Source organism: Allofustis seminis DSM 15817 (assembly GCF_000374325.1).
GTDB lineage: Bacteria > Bacillota > Bacilli > Lactobacillales > Carnobacteriaceae_A > Allofustis > Allofustis seminis.
On the sequence record NZ_KB894082.1, the window covers coordinates 131,668 to 146,733 of the forward strand.

Consider the following 15,066-nt stretch of genomic DNA (forward strand, 5'->3'; position numbering starts at 1 on the left):
AGGAGTGATGTATCCATGAAACCGTCGCAGATTATGGTTCGTTATGGAGAGTTATCAACTAAAGGGAAAAATATTAATGATTTCATTCAATTATTAGCACAAAATATTAAATATGCTTTGAAAGACTATCCAAAGGCAAAAGTGCAGTGGCATCGCGATCGAACTTATATAGTATTACATGGTGAATCAGAAGAAGGTGTCATAGCTCAATTAAAAAATGTTTTTGGAATTCAAACGATGTCTCCAGTCATTCAAGTAGAAAAAACATTAGAAGCTGTGGAACAAGCAGCGATTTCTCTAGCAGAGAAATTACAAGCACCTGGAAAAAGTTTTAAAATTAATACCCGCCGCGCCGACCATGATTTTGCATATGATACGATTGAATTGAATCGCCGAATTGGATCAGCCGTTGCCCAAGCCTATCCAGAGTTAGTGGTTAAAATGAATGAACCTGATTTTGTGATTTTTGTTGAGGTGCGCGATAATGGTATCTATTTATATGCTGAAATTATTCAAGGCCCTGGTGGAATGCCTGTTGGAAGTGCAGGTCGCGGTATGCTGATGCTCTCAGGTGGGATTGATTCACCTGTTGCGGGTTACTTGTCGATGAAACGTGGAATTGAAATCGAAGCGGTTCACTTTGCCAGCCCACCCTATACAAGCCCGCAAGCTTTACAAAAAGCAAAGGATTTAGCTGCTAAATTGACAAAATATGGACGTGAAATTAAATTTATTGAAGTTCCTTTCACAGAGACTCAAGAAGAAATCAAACGTGTCATTCCAGAAGGATATATTATGACTGTTACGCGCCGAATGATGCTGCGTATTACCGAATCATTAATGCATCAGCGCAAAGCCTTAGCGATTATGAATGGGGAATCCTTAGGCCAAGTTGCTTCACAGACACTTGAAAGTATGCGCGCCATTAATGCCGTAACGTGCGTGCCAATTTTACGCCCGCTTGTTGCAATGGACAAGACAGAAATTGTAAAAATTGCTGAAGAAATTGATACTTTTGAACTTTCTATTCAACCTTTTGAAGATTGCTGCACGATTTTCACCCCTCCACGTCCAAAAACTAAACCGCATTTAGATGATGTCGAAAAATTCGAAGCTGCGATGGATATCGATGGTCTCGTAAAAAGAGCAGTCGCAGGAGTGAAGATTGACAATATTGGATTAGAAGATGTAGCGAAAGAAATAGATGCATTTGAAGATTTATTATAAAAATGGCCAAAAAAATTGCCCGTCATTCCTTTGAGGATGATGGGCAATTTTTTATGATTCAATAGTTATTAAAAGAGTTGCATTAGAAGTTTGAAAGGAAATTCAAAATACTTCTAATTCCTAAAATTAAAGTAATAATGGTTGCAAATCCGCCGACAACATTTTGAAGAATGTTATTTTTGTATTTGCCCATTAATTTTTCGCTATTAGCAGAGATCATTACCATGATCGCGATGATTGGTAAGAAGATCCCACTTAAAGCAGATGCGAAAATAATAATTTGGACAGGGCTTTGACCTAAAGCAGCAAGCACTGTACCAAAGACAACGGCAGATCCACCAGCGATGCGTGCTTTTATGCCATTACGTTCCCAACCTAATACATGTGGCACAACCTCTTTTAAAATCAGTGGTGTAGCGATAGCACTGGAAAGTCCAGCACTTGTAATTCCTAAGTCGCCGATCCAACGTGCGAAGTCGCCTAGGACAGGTTGAAGCATTTGTGAAAAGACAATTGGACTAGTAACTTCTGTACCTGTTCCATAGAGTACGGTACCTGCAGCAATCACAATTGCGGCAGTAATGATGAGTCCAATTCCTACGTTGAAATAAGTATCGAAACTTGCATCGCCAAGATGGGCAGGATCATCCCATTTCTCAGCGGTACTTAGCGAATGAATTAAAATATTGATACCGATCAATGTTGTACCAATTAATGAAATAACATTCACGATGGATCCATCTGGCACACTTGGTGTAACAAATCCTTGAAGTACAGCACCATAATCAGGTTGTACTAAAATCATTGTAACAAAGAATAAAAGTCCCATTAAACCAACAAATAAAGACATTAATTTTTCAAGTGTCTTGGCTGTTCCGATAACGACAGCATAAAAAGCAGCGCCACCTAAGACTAAAGCGGCGACCCATTGTGGGAGGTTGAATAAATCGGCGAAACCGAGAGAGCCTCCGATAAGGTTACCTGCTTCAAAACCAAATCCAGTTACGAATAATGTAAGAGTAACAAGTGCAATAATCATTTTGCGAATACCAGGCTTATTGCCAAGTGCTTCAATTGTAGCGAAAGTAATATCTTTTTGCGAAATAATCGAAATACGACTTGTCATCTGCATGAGCGAGATGAGCGCAACTCCTGAGAACAGCACTGCCCAAAGTAGTTGATATTCATAGTCTACCCCAGCAAGTGTTGTTGTGGTAATTGTTCCCGGGCCAATGAAAGCACTAGTAACAATCGCTGCAGGTCCCATATTTTTAATACGGTCCATAAAAGATTTCTTTTCTTTCATCTTTCTTCTCCTTTTTTGTATTTTTTTAAAATTAAATCCTTTAATTATGAAGTTCCATCCAATGAATCATTGCTTTGTAAATTCTCATCCCATGCGTCTCAATAAATGTACGGTCAATATCATGACCTTTTTCTTCTATCATCAATAGCGTGGCATTTGGATGAAAGTTCGCCAGTTGTCGCGATTGACGTGAAGGGACATCTGTATCATGAGTGGCACTTGCAATGAATAGTGGTGGCAATGTTTTGATTTCTTCCTTGGTAAGAGAGAATTTTTTCAAATGGGATGCCTCTTTGGTCAGTATGTCCATCCATTTTCCTTTTTGTCGTGCATTTAAATAAATTAAGAAAGCTTCCTGAGCTGTCAGTTGTGTTCGCATCGCTTTTTGAATCAGTCGCTGTGAAGCGCCAGCATCCAGCATTGGGAATTGTTGGTAGTAACGATTTGGCATAAGAAAAGCAGCATCTGTTAAGTTAAAATAGCTATAGAGCAATATCATTCCCGCAGGTAGATGGTTACTGTTGTGAATCAAATGAAGTCCTGCATGAAGTGCCAAATATCCCCCGGCAGAACGGCCGAATATATAATAAGGTATCTTTAATTGATGCTCATGCAAAAAATCCAAAAAGCATTCGGCAATCTGTCGAGTCTGTTGGATAATTTCTTCTAGCGAATGTGCGGGAGCCAGTGGATAATCAACAGCGAGAATGCCAATGCCATGTGCCGCGAATTGTTCTAAAAAAGGGGTGGGGAGATCTTCTTTCTGCCCGAAAATGAGTCCGCCACCATGAAAGTACAAGATAATTTTTTGAAGTACTTGATCTTTCGGTCTATAAAAGATGGCATCAAAATGGTGTATTCCGTCACTGAGCGGCAATGTGTCATAGTGATAGGAAGTCAAAAAAGTAGCTCCTTCCATAAGTGAACTTATTAATAGAATGTACTATTGAATTTACATTACTGTAATAGTAGGTCATCATCGCTGGAATAACAATAGAAAAATGGAATTTTGTTTATTTTTGTCAATAAAGTTAGACTTCGCCTAAAAAGTTATCGCTAACTGCTATATAAACAGTAATTTAAAAGCATTATAATAGATACAAAGAAAAAATAAGGAGGAGTAAGATGTTATACACAGTCATCCGTGATAGCTATCAAGATTCCATCAACTTGATGCTACTCACAAATGAAATCAACACACTCGAAGGGGTAAAGCAAGGACAAGTCATGATGGCCACCGATTCAAACAAAGACATGTTCAAAACAGCAGGCCTTTTCACAGAAGAGTTAGAAGCAGCAGGCCCAAATGAAATGGCGATTGTTGTAGAGTCTGACGAAGAAGATGTCATGGACCGTGTACTTGAAAAAGTGGATCAATTCCTAGCAGATCTATCAAAAGGAACAGAAGCAGCAGGATTGCAAGAAGTAGAAAATTGGTCTGATGCATTAAAACAAGCACCTGATGCAAACTTAGCGCTTGTGTCTATTCCAGGTGAATATGCAGCCAGCGAGATTGAGCGTGCGCTTGATCATGGACTTAATGTTTTCTCATTTAGTGATAATGTATCATTGGAAGATGAAACACGACTCAAACAAAAAGCTCATGAAAAAGGATTGCTTTTGATGGGTCCAGATTGCGGAACAGGTATCATTTCTAGCGTACCACTTGCATTTACAAATGTTTCAACACCAGGCAACATTGGAATTGTGGGTGCAAGCGGAACGGGTATTCAAGAAACTGCAACGATTATTGACGAACTAGGTGGCGGTGTCGTCCATGCTATTGGTACAGGTGGTCGCGACTTAAATGAAAAAGTTGGCGCTATTACAATGTTAGATGCTATTGCAGCACTTGACGAGCATGATCCGACAGATGTCATCTTAGTGATTTCAAAACCACCAGCCAAAGAAGTTCGCAATCAAGTAGTAGCTACCTTACAGTCACTATCTAAACCAGCAGTTGCTATCTTCCTTGGTGAGAAACCAACAGAGCACGTAGGAAATGTGGCACTTGCTTATACATTAGAAGAAGCGGCACGTATGGCAGTTGATCTAGCAAATGGTGAAGAAATTAAAGGCAACTATATCTTACCTTTAAACCAAAAAGTTGATCAGGTACTTTCTGAAGGAAAAACTGTAAAAGGATTATATTCAGGTGGTACTTTAGCAAATGAAGCGGCAACTTTAATTGCAGATGCTCTTGACTTAGGCAAAATTCAATCAGAAAAAGGATTCATTCTTGATACACATGGTTTCCAAGTGATGGACTTGGGTGATGATGTGTATACTCAAGGGAAACCGCATCCAATGATTGATCCAGAAGTACGTGTTAATAAATTACAAGAAGTTCTAGCAGATGAGTCAACGGGTGTTATTTTAATAGATGTTGTTTTAGGGTATGGCTCACATGATGATATGGCAGGTGCACTTGCTCCAAGTATTAAAAAAGCGCTTCAAGAAGCTAAAGCATCTGGACGTGAATTATATGTGATTGGATCGGTTGTTGGAACAGCACATGACCCGCAAGGACTTGCTAAAGCAGTATCTACGCTTGAAGATGCTGGCGTTATTGTTGCCGAAAGTAATGAACGTGCTGTAAGACTTGCATTAGCTTATATGGGTAAAGAAGTATCATTCCCAGAAAAATCATTTGTTGCATATACAGGCGAAAAAGTCGCATTGAACAAACCAAGTACAGCAGTGACCGATTTACTTTCAACACCTCCACGCGTTATTAATGTTGGAATTAAGAGCTTTACTGAGCCAATCTTGGAATTTGGTGGAGAGGCCGTTCAATTTAATTGGAGACCACGGGCAAATGGTAACAAACAATTGATTCATATCTTAGATGAACTTGATAAGCGTAAAGAAGAAATTGATGCAGCGAATGAGGAAGTTGTCGATCGTCTTGTTAATTCACAACCATTCTTAGTGGATGTTCGTCCAGCATATGAATTAATTCCTGAATTAGACACCGATAAAAAAGTTGTGCTTCATGCAGGACCACCGATTAAATATGAAAATATGACAGGTCCTATGGTAGGTTCAATTATTGGTGCCATGATTTTTGAAGGATGGGCAGAAGATGAAGCGGATGCTCTCCGTCAATTAGAAGCAGGCGAAGTAGAATTTATGCCATGCCATCATGTTGGAGCTGTTGGACCGATGGGTGGAATTACGACCAAGAACTTCCCAGTTGTTCTCATTGAAAACCGTGCAGATCAATCAGAAGAAGGCACAACAGGCATTTGTATCATGAACGAAGGAATCGGTGAAGTATTAAGATTTGGTGCGAATTCACCAGAAGTTATTAACCGACTCAAATGGATGCAAGATGTTTTAGGTCCAGTATTAGGTGAAGCGGTTCGTTCATTAGAAGATGGTATTAACTTGAACGTCGTTATTGCACGTGCCATTGGCATGGGAGACGAATTCCATCAACGTAACATTGCATCAAGTCTTGTCTTTATGAAAGAAGTGGCACCAGCCATTGTTGCACTTGAAGGTGTGAGCGAAAAAGATAAGCAAGATGTTATTCAGTTCCTAGCTGATACAGATCAATTCTTCTTGAATATCTCAATGGCCGTTGGTAAAGCAATCGTAGATTATGCACGTAAAGTTGAAAAAGGTACGATTGTTACGACATTAGCGCGTAACGGTGAGAATTTCGGCGTTCGTATGTCACAAACTGGCAATCAGTGGTTCACTGCACCTGTAAATCAACCAAATGGTTTATTCTTCACAGGCTATTCATTAGCTGACGCAAACCCAGATATCGGAGACAGTGCGATCACAGAAACGATCGGACTGGGAGGAATGGCAATGATTGCAGCTCCGGGCGTTACACGCTTCGTTGGATTGAATGGAATTGAAGATGCTAATAAAATCTCCAATGAAATGGAAAAAATCACAACGACACATAATGCTAACTGGACAATTCCTAACTGGGACTTCAAAGGAACAGTTGCTGGAATTGATGTTCGCAAAGTAGTTGAAACGGGCATTACGCCAATTATTAACACAGGAATTGCACATAAAGATGCTGGCGTTGGTCAAGTCGGAGCAGGAACTGTTCGTGCACCATATGGCTGCTTCGAAAAAGCATTGATTGCTTATGCAGAATCTGTTGGGATTGACGTTAATGACTTCTAATATGAATAGATCACATGAAGTACTGCTGACACATTTAGTCGGCAGTACTTCTGCTTTAAAAATGTTGAATGAGAGTAAGTCGCTTTCTGTCCATTCAGTTTTTGAACGAGGAATTAATTTAACAGATGGTACTTCACCTGAACTGTTATATATTGGTCCTAATTATCCAGGTACCTTGGTTGCAAATGGCATAATGATTGATCGTGAAATATTCAAAAAATTGACACAACAGTTAAATGCAGGAGTACGTGTACAATTTAAAAATAATTATCTTATTTTTTATACACGACCACAGCTCATCATAGTAGAAATTGAAAAAATTGATGCAGTTCATTTATATATTCCAAAAATTTCAGAAGCAGACGTTCGAGCAGTAAAATTATTTGAAAAAATTGAAGCAGAACACGTCATCGAAAAATCTGGATTCGTAAAAAATAAAGTTTGGTTAAACATCTTGCACAATATTTTAGAAAACGATAAGATAAGGTTGGAAGATGTGTTGAATTTAATCGGCGCTGGAGTGGGTCTAACCCCAAGTGGTGACGATTTCTTACAAGGAGCCATTTTGATGGAGACAGCTTTAGGACACCCTCCTAAAATAAGATGTCTTGTTCAAGAAGGATTGAAGAGTCGAACGACCACAGCAGTTAGTGTTTCTTACTACGCTTTATTATTGAAACAAAATGCAAATTTACCATGGCAAGCTTTGTTGGAAGCAGTCAGTCAACGCGATGAGACGGAAGTGATTCATCAACTCCATATCATTCAGACATTTGGGCACACTTCAGGAAAAGATATACTAGTCGGCGCATGGACCTATTTAAAAATGAATAAGATAGGATGAGATATATGAACAAAAAAATTGTGGTAGCTTTAGGTGGTAACGCAATTTTAACTGATGATCCAACCGCAAAAGGTCAGATGGAAGCATTACGCGAAACAAGTAAACATTTGGCAAACCTTGTAGAAGATGGATACCAATTAGTTATCTCTCATGGTAACGGTCCACAAGTTGGAAACTTATTATTACAACAATTAGCTGCAGATAGCGAAAAAAACCCAGCCCTTCCGCTTGATACATTAGTTGCAATGACACAAGGAAGTATTGGCTACTGGTTACAAAATGTATTAAAAGAAGAATTGAAAAATAAAGGCATCGATAAAGAAGTAGCATCAGTACTTACACAAGTTGTTGTAGCTGAAGATGATCCTGCATTTGAAAATCTAAGCAAACCAGTTGGTCCATTTATGACGGAAGAAGAAGCCAAAAAAGCAATGGAAGAAACTGGTGACACCTATGTTGAAGATGCTGGTCGTGGCTGGAGAAAAGTTGTTGCAAGTCCAAAACCTATCTCTATTGTAGAATATCCAGTGATTAATAGCTTGATCGACAATGATGTCATTACCATCTCAGCAGGTGGTGGAGGAATTCCTGTCGTAGAAAAAGGTGGCAATATCGTAGGTGTAGAAGCCGTTATTGATAAAGACTTTGCATCTGCAAAACTTGCAGAACTCGTAGAGGCTGACACTCTTCTCATCTTAACAGGTGTCGATAACGTTTATGTAAACTTCAATAAACCAAACCAAGAAAAATTGGAAAATGTAACAGCAGAAGAAATGAAACAACATATTGCTGACAACCAATTTGCACCAGGAAGTATGCTACCTAAAGTAGAAGCTGCAATTAAATTCGTTGAAAATCGCGAAGAAGGTCGTGCAGTTATTACTTCTTTAGAAAACGTAGCAAACTACCTTGCAGGTGGTTCTGCAACTGTTATTACAAAATAATGATTGAAATATTAAGAGTGAGTGGAAACATTCACTCTTTTTTTGTTTATTTGATTCAATGTATGGTATACTATTGAAGAATAATAAATTGCAAAAGAGTAGTAAAGATGCACTAACATCACAGGGAAGAGGATTAAAGTGAGAACCTCCGATGTTATCATTTTGAAGTCGCTTTAAAACATGCAAATTGGGAGTAGCCCATTATCGCTGCGACAAGTGACAGCTAATATAATTTATCAATAGCTGTTAATTTAGGTGGTACCGCGGAACATTCGTCCTATATCGACGAATGCTTTTTTATTTTAAAGGAGGAGACAGATGACAGATTTTAAAATGCCGACGAAATATAATCATCTAAAAGTCGAAGAAGGAAAATACAAAGAATGGCTCGATAAAAAAGTATTCAAACCTTCTGCTGATCCAGATGCAGCCCCTTATTCTATTGTAATTCCCCCACCAAATGTAACAGGTAAATTGCATTTAGGGCATGCATGGGATACGACGCTGCAAGATATTATAATTCGTCATAAACGTATGCAAGGCTATGATACTCTTTGGTTACCTGGGATGGATCATGCTGGGATTGCGACTCAAGCGGTGGTAGAAGCGCAGCTTGCTAAAGAAAATATTAGTCGTTATGATTTAGGACGCGAGAAATTTATTGATAAAGTGTGGGAATGGAAAAAAGAGTATGCGGACCGCATTCGCAAACAGTGGGCAAAAATGGGGCTTTCTGTCGATTATGATCGTGAACGCTTTACACTGGATGAAGGTCTTTCCCAAGCCGTTCAAGAAGTGTTCGTCCGCTTATATGAAAAAGGAATTATCTATCGCGGGGAATATATTATCAACTGGGATCCTAAAGCACGTACAGCATTAAGTGATATCGAAGTGGAGCATAAAGAAATTCAAGGTGCTTTTTATCATTTACGTTATCCACTAGCGGATGGTTCAGGTTATTTAGAAGTTGCAACGACACGTCCAGAAACGATGCTCGGTGATACTGCAGTTGCCATCCATACGGGTGATGAACGTTACAAAGACTATGTTGGTAAAATGGTCAAATTGCCACTCACTGATCGCGAGATTCCTATCATAGAAGATTTTTATGTGGATGCTGAATTTGGAACGGGTGTCGTTAAAATTACACCAGCACATGATCCAAATGACTTTGAAGTCGGAAATCGTCATAATTTACCACAATTAAATGTGATGAATGATGATGGAACCATGAATGATGCTGCTGGGAAATATGCAGGCTTGGACCGTTTTGAAGCACGAAAAGAAATCGTAAAAGATTTAAAAGCTCAAGGATATCTTGTAAAAGTAGAAGAAATGGTCCATAGTGTTGGACATTCTGAACGTACAGGTGTTGTAGTTGAACCGCGACTTTCAACACAATGGTTTGTACGCATGGATGAATTGGCTAAACGTGCGCTTGAAAACCAAAAAACAGATCAAAAAGTTCATTTTTATCCCGACCGCTTTGAAAAAACATTTGTGAATTGGATGGAAAATGTTCACGACTGGGTCATTTCACGTCAGCTTTGGTGGGGACATCAGATTCCAGCTTGGTATCATAATGAAACGGGTGAAGTCTATGTAGGAAAAGTTCCACCAAAAGATAGTGAAAATTGGACACAAGATTCTGACGTATTAGATACATGGTTTAGTTCGGCCTTGTGGCCATTTTCAACGATGGGCTGGCCAAATACTGATGCACCCGATTACAAACGCTATTATCCAACTAATACCTTAGTGACTGCATATGATATCATTTTCTTCTGGGTATCGCGCATGATTTTTCAAGCACTTGAATTTACTGATCGCATTCCATTTGAGAATGTCTTAATTCATGGTCTCATTCGTGCAGAAGATGGTCGTAAAATGAGTAAATCGCTTGGCAATGGAATTGACCCGATGGATGTTGTGGAAGAATATGGTGCTGATGCACTGCGTTGGTTCCTAACGACATCTTCTACACCAGGTCAAGATGTTCGTTTCAGTTATGAACGAATGAAATCTTCATGGAATTTCATTAACAAAATATGGAATGCTAGTCGATATGTCTTGCTCAACTTGAAAACATTCAGCCCGAATGATATTCAGCTTGACGAAACACATATGACAGTAGCAGATCGCTGGATTCTAGCAAGACTTCATGAAACGATTGCACATGTTAATGCACAGTTAGACAAATTTGAATTTGGTGAAGCAGGTCGTGCATTGTATAACTTTATATGGGATGATTATTGTGATTGGTACATTGAAATGACTAAAGAAGTATTGCAAGAAGGAACTGCTGAACAAGTAAGAGTTACCCAATCGGTGCTCCTTTATGTATTAGATGCTATTTTACGCCTCTTGCATCCTATCATGCCATTTGTGACTGAAGAAATTTACCACAATATTTATGATGAGAACACATCTATTGTTACTGCACCATATCCAAGTTGTAACGCCAAATGGTTAGATGAAGAGGCCGTTGAAAATATGAGTGTGCTTATTGAGTTAATTCAAACAGTTCGTCAAGTGCGTTCGGAGGTTAATCGTCCAATGTCGCGTACGGTTGATTTACTTATTCAGGCCCATTCTGAAGAAGTCTTACAATTTATGAGAGAAAATCGCTCCTTTATCGAACGATTTTGTAATCCAGATGTGCTAGAAATTAGCTGTAAAGTTGATATTCCAGAAGAAGTGATGACCAAAGTCATTAAAGGAGCACATCTTTATTTCCCATTTGCGGGTCTTTTAGATATCACAGAAGAGATTAAACGATTAGAAAAAGAACTTGAAAAATGGCAAAGTGAAATGACACGAGTAGAGAAGAAATTAGCAAATGAAAAATTCGTACAAAATGCTCCTGGGCAAGTCGTTCAAGCAGAACGCGATAAAGGGGCAGAATATGAAGAACGTTATCAAGTTGTAAAAGAACAACTTGAAAAAATAAAACAAATGGAGGGCAATAAAAAGTGACTACAATTCAAGGCGTAATTTTTGATATGGATGGATTGATGTTCGATACGGAAGTCGTCTATTATAGTATCAATCGCCGCGTAGCAGAATCGTTAGGTTTTGAATTTACTAAAGATTTTTATCGCCAATTTATCGGGAGTGATAGTCGCCATTATGTAGAAGGCGTACATCAACTTGTTCAAGATGATGAATTGGCGGACCGCTTTTTAAAAGAAGCAGATCGTCAACTTTATGATGCATTCATGGAAGGGGACATTGACTATCAAGTGGGATTAATCGAATTATTAGAACAATTGAAAACTTGGAACATTCCTGCCGTTGTTGCATCAAGCACTGATCGGCAGATGGTTGACCATTTATTGAAAAAGTTGAATGTTGCGCAATATTTTGTGGGGGTAGTTGGCGGTGATGAGGTCCACTATGCTAAACCAGATCCAGCAATCTTTAATAAGGCCGCTTCATTGCTTGATATACCAAAAGAACATTTGGTGGTGTTGGAAGATTCATTAAATGGAATACGTGCAGCACATTCTGCAAATATTCGGGTGATTATGGTTCCTGATTTGGTTATTCCTGGAGGTGAAGCAGAAGAGAAGACGACTGCCATTGTTTCCGATTTGCACGCCGTTATTGATTATATTGCAGCTGAAAATGGAAAGTAAGCAGAAAGAAATAGCAAATAAATATCATGAATATAGAAAAAGAAAGTCACAGAAAAGTGACTTTCTTTTTTGATTTCTTCTATATTTAAAGAATAATATTCTGGTGATTAATAGATAGGTCTATATATTTATAATTTTCCATAGCCATCGAAGTATTGTGGCTTTTTAAGAGTGTAAAAGAGAAGAAAGAATTGCCTTGCAGAAATAGTAGGATTTTACAAAAACGTTACGTATTTCGTGTCCTGAATGAGAAATTCCTTACATTATCCATTTACTTTGTAATGCGTTGTGGTATAATGAGCTTGAAAGCGAATTACCCTTTTGATCAAAAGGATTTAAAATAACGCTAAGCGTTAATGATATAATGTTGATTGAAGTGTTGGGACCGCATTAATGTGTTCGCAATAACAAATGGAGAATTCTAATCATTACATATGTGAGGAATTTATCGTTTGTACTGTAAACGATTTCTTGAAACCGTTTTTTCTTCTGGATATACTATAAACGTAGTAAGAAACAGAAAAAAAGAAAGGATGAAAATATTCATGACAAAACCAATTCATGTATTTTCAGAAATCGGTAAGTTGAAAAAAGTGTGCTTGCACCGTCCAGGGAAAGAGTTACTAAACTTAATGCCTGACTTCCTAGATCGTCTTCTATTTGATGACATTCCTTATCTAGAAGCAGCACAAGAAGAACACGATAACTTTGCACAAGTTCTACGTGACAACGGAGTAGAAGTTGTTTACTTAGAAAAACTTGTAGCAGAAGCAATCGATGCTGGCGATGTTAAAGAACAATTTGTAGAAGATTGGCTAGCAGAAAGTGGAATCGTTTCTGAAGGCGTTAAAGAAATTGTCAAAGAACAACTTCTAGGAATGGAAACTTTCGAAATGGTTCTAAAAACAATGGAAGGATTCAAAAAATCTGAACTTGATGCAGACGCATTAAACACTTCATTAGCAGACATGCTTGAATCAGACTATCCATTCTTAGTAGACCCAATGCCAAACCTATACTTCACACGTGACCCATTTGCAACTATGGCAAACGGTGTAACCATTAACCATATGTATTCGGATACACGCAACCGTGAAACACTATATGGTCATTATATCTTTAACTATCACCCAGAATATAGTGGTGATAAAGTAGAGCGTTACTACGAACGTACTGAGGATACAAGAATTGAAGGTGGAGACGAGTTAGTACTTTCTAAAGATGTATTAGCAGTGGGTGTATCTCAACGTACAGACGCACGTTCTATCGAAAAAGTTGCAAGACGTGTATTTGATGCAGGCGCATTCAAAGAAGTTCTTGCCTTCTTAATTGATAACAACCGTAAATTCATGCACCTAGATACCGTATTCACAATGATTGACTACGATAAATTCACCATCCACCCAGAAATCGAAGCAGGACTTCGCGTAATCTCCTTGAAACCAGATGGAAATGGCGGAATTAAACTAGAAGAAAAAGACTCTACACGCTTGGATGAAGTGTTAGCAGAGGCTTTAGGTGTTGAAAAAGTTACATTAATCCCATGTGCAGGCGGAGAAATTGTTGGTGCTGCTCGTGAACAATGGAACGACGGTTCAAACACCCTAACTATTGCACCAGGTGTAGTAGTTGTGTACGACCGCAACACTGTAACTAACCAATTATTAGAAGAACATGGAATTGAACTAATCAAAGTTAAAGGATCAGAATTAGTTCGTGGTCGTGGAGGCCCACGTTGCATGTCCATGCCACTAATTCGTGAAGATATCTAATAATAAATAAGCTTCTTCACCCGCTTCACATGAGGCGGGTGGACTAGCTATAATACATAACAAATTAATTAAGGAAAAACTAAAGGAGTGTAGCTAATGTTCCAAGACAGAAGCTTTTTGAAAATTATAGACTTTACACCAGCAGAAGTTAAATACCTTGTAGATTTCAGTATTCATTTAAAAGACTTAAAACAACGTGGAATTCCACATGAATACTTAAAAGGGCAAAATATTGCCCTATTGTTTGAAAAAACATCTACTCGTACACGTGCTGCATTTACAGTAGCATGTAACGATTTAGGCGCTGCACCTGAATACCTAGGAGCAAACGATATCCAATTAGGTAAAAAAGAATCTGTAGAAGACACAGCTAAAGTATTAGGACGTATGTTCGATGGTATTGAATTCCGCGGATTCAAACAAGAAGTAGCAGAAGGATTAGCAGAACACGCCGGTGTACCTGTATGGAACGGACTAACTGATGCATGGCACCCAACACAAATGATCGCTGATTATATGACCATTAAAGAAGAATTTGGAAAACTTGAAGGTCTAAAACTAGTATACTGCGGAGATGGACGTAACAACGTTGCTAACTCATTAATGGTAGCAGGTGCTAAATTAGGTGTTTCAGTAACCATCGCATCTCCAAAAGAATTATTCCCAGATGAAGAATTAGTAGAATCAGTTCGCGAAATTGCTAAAGAAACTGGATCTGTCATCGAAGTTACTGATGATATTAACTCAGCAGTTGTAGATGCTAATATTCTTTATACTGACGTTTGGGTATCAATGGGTGAAGAAGATAAATTTGAAGAACGCGTTAAACTTCTAAAACCTTACCAAATTAACAAAGAATTAACCGACCGTATCGAAGGAGACTGGATTTTACTACACTGCTTACCAGCATTCCACGATACAGAAACACAATACGGAAAAATGGTAGAAGAAAACTGGGGACTTTCAGAAATGGAAGTTACTGACGAAGTATTCCGTTCAGAAAATGCTCGTCAATTCCAACAAGCTGAAAACCGCATGCATTCTATTAAAGCAATCATGGCTGTAACTAATGGAAATCTATTCATCCCTCGCGTATAATTGAATAGAATTATCCACCCCCCTATGTTGTTGAAAAACAATTAAATAGTTTACGCCCATCATAAGAATAACTTTAATTATATGA

Annotated in this window: 10 protein-coding genes; 8 read left to right on the forward strand and 2 right to left on the reverse strand. The window is 38.5% G+C overall.

Translation table 11 applies throughout. The features are described from left to right. The first annotated feature begins 15 nt into the window (after window positions 1-15). Complete coding sequence (thiI, locus tag C231_RS0104745) at window positions 16-1,227, forward strand: tRNA uracil 4-sulfurtransferase ThiI (RefSeq protein ID WP_018659495.1); 1,212 nt, start codon at window positions 16-18, stop codon at window positions 1,225-1,227. An 82-nt stretch (window positions 1,228-1,309) separates the two neighbouring features. On the opposite strand, the gene C231_RS0104750 is transcribed toward thiI, so the two are convergent. Next, window positions 1,310-2,533 (reverse strand): NRAMP family divalent metal transporter, encoded by a 1,224-nt coding sequence (locus C231_RS0104750; RefSeq protein WP_018659496.1) that lies wholly within the window; start codon window positions 2,531-2,533, stop codon window positions 1,310-1,312. 40 nt (window positions 2,534-2,573) lie between these two features. Beyond that, complete coding sequence (locus C231_RS0104755; RefSeq protein ID WP_018659497.1) at window positions 2,574-3,434, reverse strand: alpha/beta hydrolase; 861 nt, start codon at window positions 3,432-3,434, stop codon at window positions 2,574-2,576. Between the two features lie 224 nt (window positions 3,435-3,658). Between C231_RS0104755 and C231_RS08420 the strand changes: the two genes are divergently transcribed. From C231_RS08420 to argF, 7 genes are all read left to right on the forward strand, one after another. Continuing rightward, a complete protein-coding gene (locus C231_RS08420; RefSeq protein ID WP_018659498.1) occupies window positions 3,659-6,685 on the forward strand; it encodes a bifunctional FdrA/YlbE family protein in 3,027 nt (1,008 codons plus the stop codon). A 1-nt stretch (window position 6,686) separates the two neighbouring features. Next, entirely contained in the window at window positions 6,687-7,529 is an 843-nt protein-coding gene (locus C231_RS0104765; protein ID WP_169333937.1) for an oxamate carbamoyltransferase subunit AllH family protein, read from the forward strand. After that, the gene (gene arcC, locus C231_RS0104770; protein WP_026314356.1) at window positions 7,526-8,473 is read left to right on the forward strand and encodes a carbamate kinase; all 948 of its coding nucleotides are present in this window, start codon (window positions 7,526-7,528) and stop codon (window positions 8,471-8,473) included. Before C231_RS0104765 ends, arcC begins: the two co-directional genes overlap by 4 nt. 318 nt (window positions 8,474-8,791) lie before the next feature. Continuing rightward, window positions 8,792-11,449, forward strand: coding sequence for a valine--tRNA ligase (locus C231_RS0104775; RefSeq protein WP_018659501.1), 2,658 nt, complete (start codon window positions 8,792-8,794; stop codon window positions 11,447-11,449). Beyond that, window positions 11,446-12,111 carry an HAD family hydrolase gene (locus tag C231_RS0104780; protein ID WP_018659502.1) on the forward strand — a complete coding sequence of 222 codons (666 nt, stop codon included), beginning with the start codon at window positions 11,446-11,448 and terminating at the stop codon, window positions 12,109-12,111. Before C231_RS0104775 ends, C231_RS0104780 begins: the two co-directional genes overlap by 4 nt. 545 nt (window positions 12,112-12,656) lie before the next feature. After that, complete coding sequence (gene arcA / locus C231_RS0104785) at window positions 12,657-13,883, forward strand: arginine deiminase (RefSeq protein WP_018659503.1); 1,227 nt, start codon at window positions 12,657-12,659, stop codon at window positions 13,881-13,883. 96 nt (window positions 13,884-13,979) lie between these two features. Then, on the forward strand, window positions 13,980-14,981 hold the full coding sequence (gene argF / locus C231_RS0104790; protein WP_018659504.1) for an ornithine carbamoyltransferase: 1,002 nt from the start codon (window positions 13,980-13,982) through the stop codon (window positions 14,979-14,981). The last annotated feature ends 85 nt before the right edge of the window (window positions 14,982-15,066 follow it).

What these genes read in the sequence shown, in the direction of transcription:
- thiI (WP_018659495.1), top strand. Translation starts at nt 16, where the DNA reads ATGAAACCGTCGCAGATTATGGTTCGTTATGGAGAGTTATCAACTAAA.
- C231_RS0104750 (WP_018659496.1), bottom strand. Translation starts at nt 2,533, where the DNA reads ATGAAAGAAAAGAAATCTTTTATGGACCGTATTAAAAATATGGGACCT.
- C231_RS08420 (WP_018659498.1), top strand. Translation starts at nt 3,659, where the DNA reads ATGTTATACACAGTCATCCGTGATAGCTATCAAGATTCCATCAACTTG.
- C231_RS0104765 (WP_169333937.1), top strand. Translation starts at nt 6,687, where the DNA reads ATGAATAGATCACATGAAGTACTGCTGACACATTTAGTCGGCAGTACT.
- arcC (WP_026314356.1), top strand. Translation starts at nt 7,526, where the DNA reads ATGAGATATATGAACAAAAAAATTGTGGTAGCTTTAGGTGGTAACGCA.
- C231_RS0104775 (WP_018659501.1), top strand. Translation starts at nt 8,792, where the DNA reads ATGACAGATTTTAAAATGCCGACGAAATATAATCATCTAAAAGTCGAA.
- arcA (WP_018659503.1), top strand. Translation starts at nt 12,657, where the DNA reads ATGACAAAACCAATTCATGTATTTTCAGAAATCGGTAAGTTGAAAAAA.
- argF (WP_018659504.1), top strand. Translation starts at nt 13,980, where the DNA reads ATGTTCCAAGACAGAAGCTTTTTGAAAATTATAGACTTTACACCAGCA.